Origin of the sequence: Terasakiella sp. 4MB5A (assembly GCF_050058155.1) — a bacterium.
Lineage (GTDB): Bacteria > Pseudomonadota > Alphaproteobacteria > Rhodospirillales > Terasakiellaceae > Terasakiella > Terasakiella halodenitrificans.
Window position 1 is genome coordinate 269,983 of the sequence record NZ_CP188815.1, and the last position, 16,404, is coordinate 286,386.

17 protein-coding genes are annotated in these 16,404 nt (G+C 47.2%); 14 read left to right on the forward strand and 3 right to left on the reverse strand.

Annotated elements, in window-relative coordinates; all coding sequences use genetic code 11:
* Positions 1 to 3: 3 nt before the first annotated feature.
* Both ACI0FF_RS01310 and ACI0FF_RS01315 read right to left on the reverse strand, forming a co-directional pair.
* Positions 4 to 180, reverse strand: coding sequence for a hypothetical protein (locus tag ACI0FF_RS01310; protein ID WP_419798358.1), 177 nt, complete (start codon positions 178 to 180; stop codon positions 4 to 6).
* Between the two features lie 48 nt (positions 181 to 228).
* Positions 229 to 2,451: a PAS-domain containing protein gene (locus ACI0FF_RS01315; RefSeq protein WP_419798359.1), complete on the reverse strand. Its 2,223-nt coding sequence runs from the start codon at positions 2,449 to 2,451 to the stop codon at positions 229 to 231.
* Positions 2,452 to 2,634: 183 nt separating this feature from the next.
* Between ACI0FF_RS01315 and ACI0FF_RS01320 the strand changes: the two genes are divergently transcribed.
* The 7 genes from ACI0FF_RS01320 to ACI0FF_RS01350 all read left to right on the forward strand — a co-directional run bounded on the left by ACI0FF_RS01320 (position 2,635) and on the right by ACI0FF_RS01350 (position 10,140).
* On the forward strand, positions 2,635 to 3,630 hold the full coding sequence (locus ACI0FF_RS01320; protein WP_419798360.1) for an adenosine kinase: 996 nt from the start codon (positions 2,635 to 2,637) through the stop codon (positions 3,628 to 3,630).
* 121 nt (positions 3,631 to 3,751) lie between these two features.
* On the forward strand, positions 3,752 to 5,569 hold the full coding sequence (gene typA / locus ACI0FF_RS01325; RefSeq protein ID WP_419798361.1) for a translational GTPase TypA: 1,818 nt from the start codon (positions 3,752 to 3,754) through the stop codon (positions 5,567 to 5,569).
* A gap of 192 nt (positions 5,570 to 5,761) precedes the next feature.
* Positions 5,762 to 6,652: a DMT family transporter gene (locus ACI0FF_RS01330; protein ID WP_419798362.1), complete on the forward strand. Its 891-nt coding sequence runs from the start codon at positions 5,762 to 5,764 to the stop codon at positions 6,650 to 6,652.
* Positions 6,653 to 6,690: 38 nt separating this feature from the next.
* Positions 6,691 to 7,461, forward strand: coding sequence for a (Fe-S)-binding protein (locus ACI0FF_RS01335; RefSeq protein ID WP_419798363.1), 771 nt, complete (start codon positions 6,691 to 6,693; stop codon positions 7,459 to 7,461).
* A 3-nt stretch (positions 7,462 to 7,464) separates the two neighbouring features.
* A complete protein-coding gene (locus ACI0FF_RS01340) occupies positions 7,465 to 8,889 on the forward strand; it encodes a LutB/LldF family L-lactate oxidation iron-sulfur protein (protein ID WP_419798364.1) in 1,425 nt (474 codons plus the stop codon).
* Complete coding sequence (locus ACI0FF_RS01345; protein WP_419798365.1) at positions 8,886 to 9,569, forward strand: LutC/YkgG family protein; 684 nt, start codon at positions 8,886 to 8,888, stop codon at positions 9,567 to 9,569. The genes ACI0FF_RS01340 and ACI0FF_RS01345 overlap by 4 nt, the downstream gene beginning before the upstream one ends.
* Positions 9,553 to 10,140, forward strand: a complete 588-nt coding sequence (locus ACI0FF_RS01350) for a Smr/MutS family protein (protein WP_419798366.1) — start codon at positions 9,553 to 9,555, stop codon at positions 10,138 to 10,140. The genes ACI0FF_RS01345 and ACI0FF_RS01350 overlap by 17 nt, the downstream gene beginning before the upstream one ends.
* Here the strand turns inward: ACI0FF_RS01350 and ACI0FF_RS01355 are convergent.
* Positions 10,137 to 10,634 (reverse strand): hypothetical protein, encoded by a 498-nt coding sequence (locus ACI0FF_RS01355; RefSeq protein ID WP_419798367.1) that lies wholly within the window; start codon positions 10,632 to 10,634, stop codon positions 10,137 to 10,139. The two genes, ACI0FF_RS01350 and ACI0FF_RS01355, sit on opposite strands and share 4 nt — an antisense overlap.
* 132 nt (positions 10,635 to 10,766) lie before the next feature.
* Here ACI0FF_RS01355 and ACI0FF_RS01360 point away from each other — a divergent pair, with 132 nt between their 5' ends.
* From ACI0FF_RS01360 to acs, 7 genes are all read left to right on the forward strand, one after another.
* Positions 10,767 to 11,129, forward strand: coding sequence for a helix-turn-helix domain-containing protein (locus ACI0FF_RS01360; protein WP_419798368.1), 363 nt, complete (start codon positions 10,767 to 10,769; stop codon positions 11,127 to 11,129).
* 19 nt (positions 11,130 to 11,148) lie between these two features.
* On the forward strand, positions 11,149 to 12,075 hold the full coding sequence (locus ACI0FF_RS01365; RefSeq protein ID WP_419798369.1) for a hypothetical protein: 927 nt from the start codon (positions 11,149 to 11,151) through the stop codon (positions 12,073 to 12,075).
* Between the two features lie 63 nt (positions 12,076 to 12,138).
* The gene (locus ACI0FF_RS01370; RefSeq protein ID WP_419798370.1) at positions 12,139 to 13,128 is read left to right on the forward strand and encodes an NAD(P)H-dependent glycerol-3-phosphate dehydrogenase; all 990 of its coding nucleotides are present in this window, start codon (positions 12,139 to 12,141) and stop codon (positions 13,126 to 13,128) included.
* Positions 13,129 to 13,130: 2 nt separating this feature from the next.
* A complete protein-coding gene (locus ACI0FF_RS01375; protein WP_419798371.1) occupies positions 13,131 to 13,415 on the forward strand; it encodes a YciI family protein in 285 nt (94 codons plus the stop codon).
* A 14-nt stretch (positions 13,416 to 13,429) separates the two neighbouring features.
* Positions 13,430 to 13,837, forward strand: coding sequence for an EVE domain-containing protein (locus tag ACI0FF_RS01380; protein ID WP_419798372.1), 408 nt, complete (start codon positions 13,430 to 13,432; stop codon positions 13,835 to 13,837).
* Between the two features lie 2 nt (positions 13,838 to 13,839).
* Positions 13,840 to 14,181 (forward strand): Rieske (2Fe-2S) protein, encoded by a 342-nt coding sequence (locus ACI0FF_RS01385; protein WP_419798373.1) that lies wholly within the window; start codon positions 13,840 to 13,842, stop codon positions 14,179 to 14,181.
* A gap of 210 nt (positions 14,182 to 14,391) precedes the next feature.
* The gene (acs, locus tag ACI0FF_RS01390; protein WP_419798374.1) at positions 14,392 to 16,329 is read left to right on the forward strand and encodes an acetate--CoA ligase; all 1,938 of its coding nucleotides are present in this window, start codon (positions 14,392 to 14,394) and stop codon (positions 16,327 to 16,329) included.
* Positions 16,330 to 16,404 lie beyond the last annotated feature (75 nt).

The following is a 16,404-nucleotide window of genomic DNA, read 5'->3' on the forward strand; positions in this document are numbered from 1 at the left end:
GATTTATAGTTTTCCGTCTTTAATAAACTGTCTGTAATCAAGTTCAGGAATAATATATTGATGTTCTTTGACGTGTCCGATTTGGACGACAAGTTGATCATCTAAAATCATACGGTCTAGCTTGTGTCCATCTTGTGGATATAGACCGTGAGGTGTTTTTATTTCATAAGGGTATGTCATATTTTGATCCTTTCTCTTTCAAGTTATGAAAAGAATAGATGGATTAATTTAACAAACCCGGTTGCGACCTTCGTGTTTGGCGCGGTAAAGGGCTTTGTCGGCGCGTTGCAGAATATCTTCAAGCCGGTCGCCCATGACATTATCAAGCATGGCAACGCCGATGGAAACCGTCAATTTTATTGGTTCATTTTTGTCGCTGACTAAGTCGATGTTTTCGATACCTTGGCGCATGCGTTCGGCGAGGATATAAGCACCTTCGCGGTCTGTATCGGGCAGGAATATACAGAATTCTTCACCCCCTAAGCGACCGATCACGTCAATATCCCGCAAGATATCACGGCTTGTATCGGCAAACGCTTTCAGGGCCATATCGCCGCTGTTATGCCCAAACCGGTCATTGACGGTTTTGAAATGATCAAGATCGAGCAATAAAAGAGACAAAGGGTTGCCATTGCGACGGCTGCGTTTAATTTCGCGTTCCAACAAAGTGGTAAAATGGCGGCGGTTGTTCAGTTCGGTCAAGGGGTCCGTATTGGCCAGTTTACGCAATCGTGTCGCCATACGTTTATGTTCGGTAATGTCGACATAGGTAGAAATGAAGCCAAAGGGTTCTCCATCAATATGCAAAGGCTTGCCGGTGACTTGTAAGGTATGTCCGTCCGGCCTGGTACGTTCAAATTTATGGGGTTCAAATTTTAAAGAGGCTTGGACGCGCATTTTGACATGTTGTTCAGGGTCACCGGGACCGTATTCTCCACGGACGGCATTGTACCGAATTAGGTCTTCATATTTCATGATCGGCTTTTTAAGGTGGTCCGGTAATTGTAAAAGATTGAAAAAGGCATTGTTCCAGAAAACAATATTAAGATTTTCATCTGTTACGGTAACGCCTTGATCCATATTGTGCAGCAAAGCGCGTAAGTAACCGGAGGTGCGCATGGCTTCTTCTTCGGCCTTTTTGCGATCTGTGATGTCTGTATAGGTGGTGATCAAGCCCTGATCCACCCAAACACCGCGGATTTCCAGAATTGTGCCATCAGGTCTTTTGCGTTCAAACACATGATCGAGGCGTTGTTTGGCTTTTTCAATTTGTTCGGCAATGACAAGGTCGGGGTTATTGTCTCCGTATTCACCGCGTTGCGCGTTGAAACGTAGTAATGTTCGCAAACTGGGCAATCCACCGTGAAATAGAGTGTCCGGGAAATCGAGAACTTTTTTAACCATTTCATTGCAAATCAACATTTGCAGGTTGTTGTCAAAAAAGGTCACTCCGCTGGGAAGGTTATCCACAATAGTTTGAAAACGTTCACTATCTTTGCGCCGTTTATAGAGTAGGTAAAAGGCAATCATTGCCATTAAACCAATTAAAGAAACACCAATTGCGCTGGAAAGAGCCTGGTTTGTAACGGGTTCTGTCGGTGCAAAGAGCCAAACAGTCCAGTTCAGTTTCTCTAAAGAGACTTTTCTGACAAAATATTCATTATAATTGATTTGATATGTATTTAACGTGCCGTATTTTTTATCAGAAAGCTGATTTTCAAGCCTTTCGATCATTTGGATGGGATATTGGCGTGTATGCGAAATAAAGCGCCGGTCGTTTGCGGAAATGGTTGTTAGTGATTTTAGCTCAAACGTTTTATTTGAACTAAGAAAGATAATATTGCGCTCATCGGCGATGAAATAGTCGCCATCCATATCCTTTGTGAATTGTTGGATATGGCGCAGGTCGATTTTGATGACGATAACGCCGACCGTCTCGCCACCATTTTTAATGGCATGGGCAACATAATAGCCCAGTTTAAAAGATGTAATCCCAACAGCAAGAAAACGACCTGTATCTTTTTCCAACGCGTCTTTGAAATAGGGGCGGAATGAATAATTTTTTCCAACAAAACTGTGTTCTTGATCAAAATTGCTGGCGGCAACGGTCCGACCATTTTTATCCATTAAGAAGACGGCTGCGGTTTCAAGTTTTTGATTTGTTGTTTTCAAAAGAGTGTTTGCAACATCTATATCAGATTTCACATCTTTTGATTGTGAAGCGGCAATGAGTTGTGGGTTTTGTGCCAGGATAGCGGCGATATAATCAATTTGATTGAGTTCGCGCTGTAGAAAGTCTTTATAGAGTGTGATGCGGTGATTTAGGTTTTGGTCGATTGTCCGCGCCGCAGTTTCCTCAGTCTCCCGTGCAGCAAACCAACCGAGGGTGACAAGAAAGGTTACGGCCAATACGAAAGATAAGCCGGTTATAATTTGCGATTTATGCTTCAAATGCAGACCCGCCAATTTCCTGTTACAATCGGACAACGTCAATATGATTTATTTATTTTATACAGTAACAATACCTTAAGCGCCCAGAGATACAACCAAAAAGCATATATTTCTCTCTTGTTGTTTAAAGCGATCCTTCTATACTGGCGCGTAAATTGATGTTTATGGGAAGATGAGGACAACATGGTGCAAGCAGATTTCGATGTTATCGGTATTGGAAATGCGATTGTCGATGTATTAAGCCACTCCAGTGATGCTTTTATTATGGAAAATGGGCTGACTAAAGGCGGTATGGCCTTGATTGATGCAACGCAAGCCGACCGTCTGTATGACAAGATGGGTCCGGGTGTGGAATGTTCCGGTGGGTCTGCAGCTAATACCATTGCCTGTTTGGCCAGTCTGGGGGCAAAAGGGGCCTTTATCGGCAAGGTTAAGGATGATGGTTTAGGCAAAATTTTTTCCCATGATATCAAGGCTGTGGGTGTGGATTTTGCGTCCAAACATGCCAGTGACGGCCCTAGTACCGCACGTTGTTTGATTTTGGTGACTGATGATGCACAACGTACGATGAATACTTTCTTGGGCGCTTGTGTGAATTTGACGCCTGATGATATTGACCCGGATTATATCGCTCGTGGTGCGGTAACGTATCTGGAAGGCTATTTATGGGATCCAGATCATGCAAAGGAAGCCTTTTTAAAAGCCTCTATGGCGGCGCATAAAGCAGACCGTCAAGTTGCATTGAGCCTGTCTGATGCCTTTTGTGTAGATCGTCACCGTAAATCTTTTCAAGATTTGGTGGAACATCACGTCGATATTCTGTTTGCAAATGAAGACGAGATTAAATCCCTTTATGAAGTCGATAGCTTTGATGCGGCCCTGCAATGTGTGCGCGATAAATGTAGCGTTGCGGCCCTGACCCGTGGGGAAAAGGGTTCTGTTGTGATTGCAGGCAATGAAATTCATGTGGTTGATGCGGAAACAATTGACCATGTTGTCGATACCACCGGGGCCGGTGATGCCTATGCGGCGGGTTTCCTGTTTGGCTACACCAAAGAATTTGATATGGGAACCTGTGCGCGTCTCGGTTCTATTTGTTCTGCCGAGGTTATTAGTCATTATGGTGCGCGCCCTGAGGCTGATTTGGCAGACCTTGCCGGTGCCGCTTTGTCCGCATAATTTATGATACTTTTAAGAAAGCCCCTATGAACTGCGGTTTGTAGGGGTTTTTTTATTGCTGTTTTTTTATTTAAGCGTATAGTCCCGCGCAAATCATATTCCCTACAGACGGATTAAATTCATGGAACTTCGCAATATTGCGATTATCGCACACGTTGACCACGGTAAAACGACGTTGGTTGACGAACTTTTGAAACAAAGCGGCCAGTTCCGTGAAAACCAGCGCGTTGAAGAACGTATCATGGATTCTGGGGATATTGAAAAAGAACGTGGCATTACGATTTTGGCAAAATGTACGTCCGTTGAATGGAACAATACCCGTATTAATATCGTCGATACACCCGGTCACGCCGATTTCGGCGGAGAAGTGGAACGTATTCTGTCTATGGTTGACGGCGTGGTTTTGTTGGTTGATGCCGCTGAAGGTCCGATGCCGCAAACCAAGTTCGTAACCGGTAAAGCCCTGAAACTGGGGTTACAGCCGATCGTGGTTGTCAACAAGGCTGATCGCCCTGATGCGCGCCCTTATGAAGTACAGGATGAATGTTTTGATCTGTTCAGTGCTTTGGAAGCGAATGACGAACAACTTGATTTTCCAACCTTGTTTGCTTCAGGGCGTGATGGTTGGGCGGCTGAAACACCGGATGGGGAACGTACCAACCTGACACCGTTGTTTGATTTGATCTTAAAACATGTCAAAGAACCAGTTGGTGATTTGGATAAACCGTTTTCTATGTTGGCGACAACATTGGAATCCGATCCGTTTTTGGGTCGTATCCTGACCGGGCGTGTCCATACCGGGACGTTTAAAGTCAATACCAACCTGAAAGCGATGTCGGCAGACGGCGAAATCATCGAACAGGCGCGTGTGACCAAATTGCTGTCTTTCCGTGGTGTGGAACGTGTTCCGGTCAATGAAGCGCACGCTGGTGATATTGTGGCGGTTGCCGGTCTGACAAAGGCCAACGTTGCCGATACCTTGTGCGCTCCGGAATTGATGGAACCTTTGAAAGCGCAACCGATTGATCCGCCGACCCTTGCCATGACATTCTCGGTGAACGATTCACCGTTGGCGGGTCAGGAAGGATCCAAGGTGACATCGCGTATGATCCGTGATCGTCTGTTTGCTGAAGCCGAAGGTAACGTTGCCATTACGGTCAATGAAACTGAAAATGCGGATAGTTTCGAAGTTGCCGGTCGTGGTGAATTGCAGCTGGGTGTGATCATTGAAACCATGCGCCGTGAAGGTTTTGAGTTAGGTATTTCACGTCCGCGTGTTTTGATTCAACAAGACCCGGAAACAGGTGAGAAACTGGAACCGTTTGAAGAAGTTCAGGTCGATGTGGATGAAGAATTTTCCGGTATCGTGGTGGAAAGCCTGTCAATCCGCAAAGGGAAAATGACGGAAATGCGCCCTTCCGGTGGCGGTAAAACACGTTTGACTTTCCATGTTCCAGCTCGTGGCCTGATTGGTTATCATGGGGAATTCCTGACGGAAACCCGTGGTACAGGTATTATGGCGCGTACTTTCCACCATTTTGGTCCTTATGCCGGTCCAATTCCAGGGCGCCGCAACGGGGTTCTGATTTCTATGGTTGCGGGTGCCGCTGTCGGTTATGCGTTGGCAAACCTCGAAGGGCGCGGCCCGTTGTTTATCGCGCCGCAAACCAAGATTTATCAAGGGATGATCATTGGCGAACATGCCAAAGGAACTGACCTTGAAGTCAATGCCATGAAATCCAAGCAACTGACCAACCATCGCGCATCTGGTAAAGATGACGCCATTCGTTTGACACCGCCGCGCGTAATTACGTTGGAAGATGCTATTGCTTATATTCAGGATGATGAATTGGTAGAAGTGACACCGGAAAGCATCCGTTTGCGCAAATTCTACCTTGACCCGCATGTCCGTAAACGTGCAGAGAAAACTGTGGGTTAAATAAAGAAATATAAAGTCGATTTATTAAATCGTCGTGTTCATTCTTTTGAGGATGAGCGCGGCGATTTTTTTTGTTTTTCTTTTTTCAACGGTGGGTTTAAGGCTGTTTGGAAAGCTTAAAAGAAAGGTTGACCAGTTGGTAAAATTATTCCAAAGGTATCTGCCAAAAAAATAATAAGCGTAGAGATCGAAATGAACCGTCTAAAAGCCAATATTCTGCTGCTCATCACAGCGTTGATCTGGGGCACTGCTTTTGTTGCCCAACATACCAGTATGGAAAATATCGGCCCGTATTATTTTACCGGGATCCGTTTTATGTTGGGTGGATTGGTTGTGTTGCCTTTGGCTTTGCGCGAATTATTGAAATATCGTCAAGGCGGTACTGATATTGGTCTTAAAAACTGGTTGGGTATGGCCCTTTGCGGGGTGTTTATTTTTACGGCTTCGATCACTCAACAAATCGGAATTTCTATGACATCGGTGACCAATGCGGGTTTTTTAACCGGGCTTTATGTGCCACTGGTGCCGTTGATGTTGCTGGTTTTCTGGCGCAAACTCCCCCATTGGTCAATTTGGCCGTCTGTTGTGGGATGTATGGTCGGTACATATTATCTGTCAGGCGGTAACCTCAGTGGGTTAAGCACCGGTGATTTCTGGATGATGGTTTCGGCTATTTTCTGGGCGGCCCAAATCATTACGGTTGGGTTTGTTGTTCGCAGTTGTTCAACCCCGGTGATGTTGGCGTCCACACAGTTTTTAGTCTGTGGCATACTGGGTCTGACGGGTGGGTTGATCTTTGAAGAATTCAGTATGGCCAATGTTACAGCCGCCGGATTTGAAATTTTTTATGCAGGTATCTTGTCTGTTGGTATTGCCTTTACGTTACAAGCCGTGGCCCAAACTCATACCGGGCAGGCCGATGCTGCCATTATCATGAGTGGGGAAACCCTGTTTGCCGCCCTCGCCGGTGCTATTATCTTAGGCGAACGCTTACCTGTTGAGGGTTATTTCGGGGCTGCAATTATGTTTATCAGCATTCTGTCGGTTGAACTTTTACCCCTGTGGCGGCGTAAAACGGCATAATGCTTGTCAATTGTGCCTAAAAAGGCCATCTTCATTGTATGTCGGAAAATGAGAAGAATGTCGGCTTGTTCGTAACCTGTCTGGTAGATTTATTTCGCCCGACCGTTGCCTTTGCAGCCGTAAAATTGATGGAAGATGCGGGTTGTTCAATCTGTGTACCGGAACGTCAAACCTGTTGTGGTCAACCCGCCTATAACAGTGGCGATAATGAGGATGCCAAGGCAATGGCGCAAATGGTGATCGAAGAATTTGAACATTTCGATTACGTTGTCGCGCCCAGTGGGTCTTGTGCGGCGATGATCCGGGTGCATTATCCGGAATTGTTTGCAGACTGTCCTGACTGGCTGAAACGTGCGCAGAATTTATCAGCCAAGACCTATGAACTTTTGACTTTCCTCAGTGATGTTCTGCATGTGGAAAAGGTCGAAGCCGCCCTGGACCGTACAGCAACCTATCACGATAGCTGTTCGGGCCTGCGCGAATTGGGGATCAAAAAGCAACCGCGCAAACTGCTGGACAGTGTTGAGGGCCTTGAACTGGTGGAAGCCGAACAAGCCGAGCGGTGCTGCGGGTTTGGCGGGACATTTTGCCTGAAATTTTCCGATATATCGTCGCGCATCACCGATGATAAATGTGATGATTTGCTGAAAACAGGGGCGCAAACCGTTTTGGGTGGTGATCTGGGGTGTTTGATGAATATCGCCGGACGGATGACACGACGCGGGGAAACGGTGGAAGTGCGCCATATCGCTGAGGTTTTGGCAGATATGTGTGATGAGGTGCCGCCGATTTCACAGGGAAAGGGCTAAGCGATGAAACTGAACGCCCATAATTTTAAAGAAAATGCCAAGAAGGCGTTGAAAGACGACGATCTTCAGGCTTCCTTGCAGAAATTGGGGACGGGTTTTCCGTTAAAACGTTTGGCGGCGATGGAGCGTTTGCCGGAATTTGAGGATTTGCGCGATCAGGCGCGCGATATTAAAGACCATACGCTGCGCCATCTTGATTTTTATCTTGAACAATTTGAAAGCCGTGTGGTGGAAACCGGCGGCAAGGTCCATTGGGCACGCGATATCAAAGATGGGCGCAAAATCGTTCATGAAATTTGTGAAGCAGTGGGGGCGAAGACTGTCACCAAAGGTAAATCCATGATCGGCGAAGAAATGGCGATCAATGAATATCTTGAAGAAAAAGGTCTGATTCCGATTGAAACTGATTTGGGTGAATATATCATTCAGTTGCGAAATGAACCGCCTAGCCATATCATTGCACCCGCTATTCACCTGCGTAAAAGCCATGTGGAAGAAGCCTTTCGCAAAACTCATACGGAATTACCTAAAGACCGTAATCTGGATGCCCCTGAAGATTTGTTGGTTGAAGCCCGCACCATGTTGCGCAAAAAATTTATTGCCGCTGATGTCGGGATTACGGGCGCGAATTTTATGGTGGCGGAAACGGGTTCAACCGTTATCGTAACGAACGAAGGTAATGGCGATCTGACCCAAACTTTACCCCGTGTTCATATCGTGCTTTGTTCTATTGAAAAAGTCGTTCCGACGTTGGAAGACTGCACAACATTGCTGCGGGTTTTGGCACGCTCAGCCACAGGGCAGGAACAATCGGTCTATACGACCTTTTCCACCGGGCCACGCGGGGAAACCGACCCGGACGGACCGGATGAATTCCATGTGGTTATTCTGGATAACGGGCGTTCGCGCATGCTGGGCCATGATACGCACGATATGTTGCGTTGTATTCGTTGTTCGGCCTGTATCAACCATTGCCCGGTCTATCAAAGTGTCGGTGGTCATGCCTATGGGTCGATCTATCCTGGGCCAATGGGTTCTGTTTTAACCCCTGCTTTGCATGGCTTGGAAAAATCATGTGATTTGCCCAATGCCTCGACCATGTGTGGGAAATGTGAAGAAGTCTGTCCTGTCCGTATTCCCATTCCGAAGATGCTGCGATCCTGGCGGAAAAAACAGTGGGAAGATGGCCCCGTTCCGACTATGCAACGATTGGGTATGAACTGGTGGGCCTGGTGGGCGCTACGTCCGAAGCTTTATCACCGGGTGGCAGGTTGGAAGATGCGGGTTATGGGCTTTGTGGGCCGGAAATCCGGGCATATCAAGGCGTTTCCCCTTAAAAACGGCTGGACGGAAAATCGTGATTTTCCAGCCCCGGAAGGTAAAACCTTTCAACAACGCTGGTCTGAAAAAGGGGGGCGTCGCTCATGAGTTCGCGTGATTATATTTTGGGGCGCATTCGTTGGTCATTGGGTCGCGGTGCGTTGGAACGCGAAGATGATTTAAGCCTTGTTGAACGTTTGTCCCAACCCAAGGCCAATTTAATTCCGAAGCGCGGCGCAGGCACCCTTAAACAACAGATCAGTCTGTTTGTAAAAATGGCAAAAGAGGTCAATGCGACCGTGTCCCGCCTGAAATCTTTGGATGGTATTCCGCGTGCCGTTGCAAAATATTTGGCAGATAATGATATGGGAACGGCAATTCGTATTGCCCCACACCCCAATCTGGAAAATCTGGATTGGTCGAAATTGCAAACAAGTTTTGGCCCCAGTGCGGGCGATGATTTAAATGGTCTGGTGATGGCTTTTGCCGGTGTGGCAGAAACAGGGTCCCTTGCGCTGATATCAGGGGCACAAAGCCCGACAACACTGAATTTCTTGCCGGACAATCATATTATTGTGTTAAAAGCCGAAGATCTTGTCGGTGATTACGAGACGGTTTATGCCCGTCTGCGCCGGGAAAGTAACAGTGCGGATTTTATGCCGCGTGCCCTGAATTGGGTGGCAGGCCCATCGCGCACAGCTGATATTGAACAAACGTTATTATTGGGGGCGCATGGTCCGCGCAAGCTGCATATTTTGTTGGTAGAAAGTGATGGGTCAGAAGGATAAAAAATATATAGAAGCCCCGCAAAAGCGTCATCGCGGCCTCAGTGTGGGCGAAGCGCAGTTGTGGAAAAAAATTACCGATGACGTCAACCCCCTGCCCGGTCGGTTTGTCGATTTGGACGGTGCAGACCCGATCCCGGAACCCGTGGCGACACGCCCGTTCCCGGATACGGCTGTCCCTTTACCCACTCATCGCCCGGATGAATCGCATAAACAGTTTCATCATTTGGAACATGGCAAAGCCAGTGGCGTGGACAAACGCACAATGGAACGTTTGCGCCGGGGTCAAATGGCGATGGAAGGCCGCCTTGATTTACACGGTATGACGCAGGATCAGGCCCATGCCGCTTTGTTACGTTTTATGAACTCGGCCTTTTCACAAGGAAAACGTTGCGTATCCGTTGTGACAGGTAAGGGGACGCAATTAAACGGCAAAATCGGTGTTTTGCGGCAAATGGTTCCGCATTGGTTGAACCAACCGGGTTTGCGTTCAAAAATCATTGCCTTTACCTACGCCCCTAAAAGTGAAGGGGGTGAAGGGGCGTTGTATATTCTTTTAAAACGGTGGCGTTAAGTATTTTTGGCAATAAAACTGCGTGTTTTGCGGGTCCATTCCTCTGTAAATGCATTACAGGCGGCATAATCTTCAACAGAAGGCACTTTCTGAGCTGTGCCCACCATTCGGAAAAAATCAATCATCAATGGTTTTGATTTGATTTTGTTTTTCTTTAAAACAGTTTCCGTTGTTTCAGCAATTTCAAATACAGCTCTCAAAAAATGAAACTTCTCATAGACTTCCTGTGTTTTTTCAGGATTGAACTGCCAATCTTCTTTTGCATAAAGTTGTGTTAAATGTGGCCCCGCGCCATGACAGGAGAAATCAATACACCCCTGATACCCTCGTTCATTCAGTTCTGTATGAACGGTGCAACTGAAGCAATCATCAAGATGTTTACAAGGAACATCTTTTTCTTTGTCGTAGGGAAAATGGTCCTCTTCGCTAAACTGTAGCGCAATACAACAAAATGCAGCACATTTAGCGCAATTATAATCGAACTTGGGCATCATACCGTACTCATTGAAGTTTCGTTTCTTACTAAGAATATACAGGACTATTTTAAAAATTGCCTAATTTGAACTGGAAAAGAGAGAATATATAGTATATCCCTCTTATAAATTAACTGGATATAAGCTAATATTGTGACACCATTTGGCGAAAAAGTACGTGAGCTGCGAAAAAATCGTGGTATTTCATTGAAGAAAATGGCGCAAGACCTTGAAGTGTCTTCTGCCTATTTGTCGGCATTGGAACATGGGAAACGGGGTAAACCCGGCCCAGGTTTTGTGATGCAGGTTGCCGGGTATTTTAATTTAATCTGGGATGATGCTGAGGAATTAAAAGAATTGGCAACCTTGTCTCATCCTCGTATTGTGGTGGACACGGTAGATCGTTCTGCAAATGCAACGTTATTGGCGAATTTATTGTCACGCCGCATTAGCCGCCTGGACGAAGAAACAATTGCTGAATTAATTGCCCGAATTGAAGAAACAATTCCAAGCTAAGGAACGGGAAGGAAGAATAATGAAAAAATTGCTTCTGGGGAGTGCCCTGTGTCTGATCAGTTTTCAATTGCATGCCAGTGAGCCTCGTTATTCCAGTTGGTCGGACCCGAATAAAGAAGTCAGTCAACAAAGCGATGCCTTGAAGAATATGATCCAGGAATTGAACAATTTGGTGAAAGAAGCGGAACAAGCCCGTGCGGCGGATCCCCGTTTTTTACAGGATTTAAAGAACTTGACCAATCGATATGGTCAGACAACCGTGCCCCGTGTAACCCTGCAAGATGATTTTGCCGATGGGAATTTTACGGAAAGTCCCGTTTGGCAGGTGGTCAGCGGGAAATACTGGATAGAAAAAGGCTATGGTCTGCGCTCATTTGTTGATGGATCATCAACGGCATCAAATGCAGGAAGTTCATCGGCACGCAAAGTGTCGAAGGAAGAATTGTTAATCGGTGTTCTGGGGGCCGTTTTGGGGGGTAAAACCCAAACGCAACCACAGGAACAAGCGCAGGCAACCTCTGTGGCATCCTCTGCTGAAATTTATACAGATCACACGATTTCCAATAATTTCGAAATTGATATGGATATGTCGAGTTGGGTGGATGGGGGACATTTGGAATTTGGCCCTTATCAAGGCACCAATCGTCAGACCGGATATCGTTTGGTTTATCAAGGGGGGCAATCCCCTGCCCTGCAACTGGTGCGCCATTATAGCAATAGTTCCGCAGTTGTTGCGCGCTATGACATTTTAAAATTGGAAGACCAGAAAAATCATAAACTGGTCTGGAAACGTGGGGCCGGTGGCCGTATTACGGTGCGTGTGGATGATAAGGTTGTGATTGATGTGAAAGATCACAGTTTTAAGGATAAGTTTGCCGGATTTATTTTGACCAATAAAAAGGGTGATTTCACCGTCAAATCCATTTCCATATTGAATGCGCAGTAATATTTGACCCTGTCTGTTTTTCCTCGCATAAAGGGAAGAACAAAATAAACGGAAAGGCCCGAAATGAACAAAGTTGGTGTTATAGGTGCCGGTGCCTGGGGAACTGCGCTGGCCTGTGCGATGCAACGCGCAGGCAACGAGGTTTTATTGCAGGCGTACGAGCCGGAAGTCGCCGAAGCGATTAATCGCAGTCATACCAACCCGATTTATTTGCCCAATACAAACCTGAATCCCAATATTCGTGCGACATCGGATTTAGCAGATATTATAGACAGTGACGTCATTTTGATGGTCGCCCCGGCACAGCATGTACGTGCAACCTGTAAGGCCTTGAAACCACTTTGGAAAAAAAGCACATCCTTGTTGATTTGTGCCAAAGGGATTGAACTGGACAGCGGCTTGATCATGAGCGAAGTTGTTGCAGATGAATTACCGGATGCGGAAATTGGTATTCTTTCCGGCCCGACCTTCGCGATTGAGGTCGCCAATGCTTTACCGTCCGCCTGCACCTTGGCGATGGAAGAAATGGACCGGGCCATGACAATGGCCAAGGTGGTGGGGTCCAGCCGTTTTCGGATTTATGCCAGTGACGATATTGTGGGTGCGCAGATCGGCGGGGCGGTGAAAAACGTCTTGGCGATTGCCAGTGGCATGGCATCAGGCAAGGGATTTGGCGATAATGCACGTGCGGCCTTGATCACACGGGGGATTTCCGAATTGACCCGCCTGGGTGTGGCAAAGGGAGCGAAGCCGGAAACCCTGATGGGGCTGTCCGGGATGGGGGATTTAACACTCACCTGTAATTCCATGCAATCACGTAACTTTTCCCTTGGTGTCGCCTTGGGACAAGGGGAAAAACTGGAAGATATCCTGAAAGTTCGCAAAGCCGTAACCGAAGGGGTCTTCACCGCGCGCTCTGTTTGTAAACTGGCTGCCAGCCTGCATGTGGACATGCCGATCTGTAAGGCCGTGAACCGGATTTTAAATGAAGGTGCCGACATTAATGAAGTTGTCGATGACCTGCTTGCCCGTCCCTTTAGAGAAGAGATTTAAATATGCTGTTTGTTGTGAAATGCGTCGATAAAGCCGATCACTTGCAAGTCCGTTTGGATAACCGCCCCGCCCATGTGGAGTATTTGAAATCCTATGGTGATAAATTATTTGCGGCCGGTCCGACCTTAAGTGACGAAGATGATCAAATGAATGGTTCGGTGGTTATTCTGGATTTGGACACCCGGGCAGAGGCAGAAGACTTTTGTGCCAATGATCCTTATGCAAAAGCCGGTCTGTTTGAATCCGTAACGATTTCTAAATGGAAAAAAGTTCTACCGGCTGAATAAGGAAACAGGTTATCGTGAACTATTGGCTGGTCAAATCCGAACCTGGATGTTGGTCTTGGACGGACCACGTGAAAAAAGGCGTGGAACCGTGGGATGGTGTACGTAATTTTCAGGCTGCGAAATATATGAAAGCGATGGAAGTTGGTGATCTTGCCTTTTTCTATCACTCGCAAAAAGAAAAGGCCGTTGTCGGTGTGCTGGAAGTTGTGACAACGGCTTATCCTGATCCCAGTGATGAAAGCGGACGTTTCGTTTGTGTTGATTTCAAAGCTTTGCACCCCCTAAAACACCCTGTCAGCCTGAAACAAATCAAAGACGACCCGCACCTTGCGGATATGGCCTTGGTGAAACAGGCGCGTCTCTCTGTTATGCCGGTTGCGTCGAATGCGTGGGAATTGATCAATGCCTTGGGAGGCTTATAAGAATGAGCGAGCATAAATTATGCAGCATTCACGAAATTGAAGAAGAAGACAGCAAGGAATTCTTTGTCACACGTGGTGAAACCGACCAATCTATTTTGGTGGTGAAAAAGGATGGGCAGCTTTCCGTCTTTATCAATAATTGCCCGCATTTAGGAATTCCGATGAACCTGGAACCGGATCGATTCTTGGATATGGAAAAGAACTTCATCATGTGTTCCACGCATGGCGCACTTTTTAAAATTGACGATGGCGAATGCGTACATGGACCCTGTCTGGGGAAGAAATTAGCCCCTGTTCCTTATGAAATAAGGGGGGAAGAACTCTTTGTCCCCAAAGACTTGTAAGACGTTTACCACAAAGAGAGTAGGGATTTGCCCTAATGCCTGCTCCGGTAAGACCAATTTTAAAACATTGTTGCGTCCACGAACAGTGATTTATTCACTTGTTTCGTGCTGAGTTTCTGACATAATCACGCGCAGTGCAATGCACACACGTTTAACCGAAGCACGAAAATACGTGCTCATAACAGACACACCTAGGGAGATTCGCACCAAATGTCCGACATTTACCCCGTCAACCCCGAGATTGCCCAAAAGGCACATGTTGACAACGAAAAATATTTGGAAATGTATAATCAATCCGTTGAGAACCCGGATGCCTTCTGGGGCGAACACGGTAAGCGGATCGATTGGTTTAAGCCTTATACCAAAGTAAAAAATACGTCTTTCGATACACACAACGTTGATATTCGTTGGTTTGAAGATGGCACAACAAACGTTGCTCACAACTGTTTGGACCGCCACCTTGAAACACGTGGCGATCAGGTTGCGATTATCTGGGAAGGCGACGATCCGTCAGAATCTGAAAACATCACTTATAAAGACCTGCATGCGCGCGTTTGTAAACTTGCCAATGCCATGAAGGCACGCGGTGTTACCAAAGGTGATCGTGTGACCCTTTATATGCCGATGATCCCGGAAGCTGCGGTTGCGATGCTGGCTTGTGCGCGTATCGGTGCCATCCACTCTATCGTATTTGGCGGGTTCTCCCCGGATGCGTTGGCAGACCGTTTAAGAGGCTGCGATGCAAAATGCCTGATCACAGCGGACGAAGGTTTGCGCGGTGGTCGCAAAGTACCGTTGAAAGGCAATGCCGATGCAGCGATGGAAAAATTTGATGTGGAAACCTGTATCGTTGTGAAACGCACAGGCGGCAACATCAATATGAAAGAAGGCCGCGACGTTTGGTACGAAGATGTGACGGCTGCGGCATCCAGTGATTGCCCGGCAGAAGAACTTGATGCTGAACACCCGCTGTTCATTCTTTATACATCCGGCTCCACGGGTCAACCGAAAGGCGTTCTGCATACAACAGGCGGTTATTTGGTTTATGCCTCTATGACGCATCAATATGTGTTTGATTACCATGAAGGCGATGTTTACTGGTGTACGGCTGATGTGGGCTGGGTAACCGGTCACTCCTACATTGTTTACGGTCCGCTTGCTAACGGGGCGACCACATTGATGTTTGAAGGCGTGCCGAACTATCCGAGTGTCTCGCGTTTCTGGGAAGTTTGCGACAAACATAAAGTCAATATCTTCTACACCGCACCGACGGCTATTCGTTCCTTGATGCGCGAAGGCGATGAGCCGGTGAAAAAATGCTCACTGGACAGCCTTCGTATTCTTGGTTCTGTGGGTGAGCCGATCAACCCGGAAGCCTGGAACTGGTACAATACCGTGGTTGGTAAAGGCAAATGCCCGATCGTGGATACATGGTGGCAAACCGAAACAGGCGGTATCTTGATTACACCGCTGCCGGGCGCAACAGATCTGAAACCGGGTTCTGCAACCCGTCCGTTCTTTGGTGTTCAGCCGGAATTGGTGGATAACGAAGGCAATCCGCAGGATGGTGCAACCGAAGGCAACCTGTGTATTGTGGACAGCTGGCCGGGCCAGATGCGCACATGCTATGGCGACCACGAACGCTTTATCCAGACGTATTTCTCTACATATCCGGGTAAATACTTCACCGGTGACGGCGCACGCCGTGATGAAGATGGCTATTACTGGATTACAGGGCGTGTGGATGACGTGATCAACGTTTCCGGTCACCGTATGGGGACAGCCGAAGTCGAATCTGCCCTTGTGGCTCACCCGAAAGTGGCAGAAGCCGCCGTTGTCGGGGCACCGCATGACCTGAAAGGTCAGGGGATCTACGTTTATGTGACCCTGAACGCCGATGAAGAACCCAGTGACGAGCTAAAAACAGAGTTGGTTAAATGGGTTCGCCAAGAAATCGGCCCGATCGCGTCACCGGATTGGCTGCAATGGTCGCCGGGCTTGCCAAAAACCCGCTCCGGCAAAATCATGCGCCGTATCCTGCGCAAGATTGCCGAAGACGATTTTGGCTCCTTGGGCGATACATCGACTCTCGCTGATCCGAGCGTTGTGGACGAACTCATCGAAAACCGTCAGAACCGTTCAGACTAAGTTTCTGATTATTTGACAGGTTAAGCTAAAAAAACAGCCCTTTCCGCATTGTGTGGAAGGGGCTGTTTTTTTATT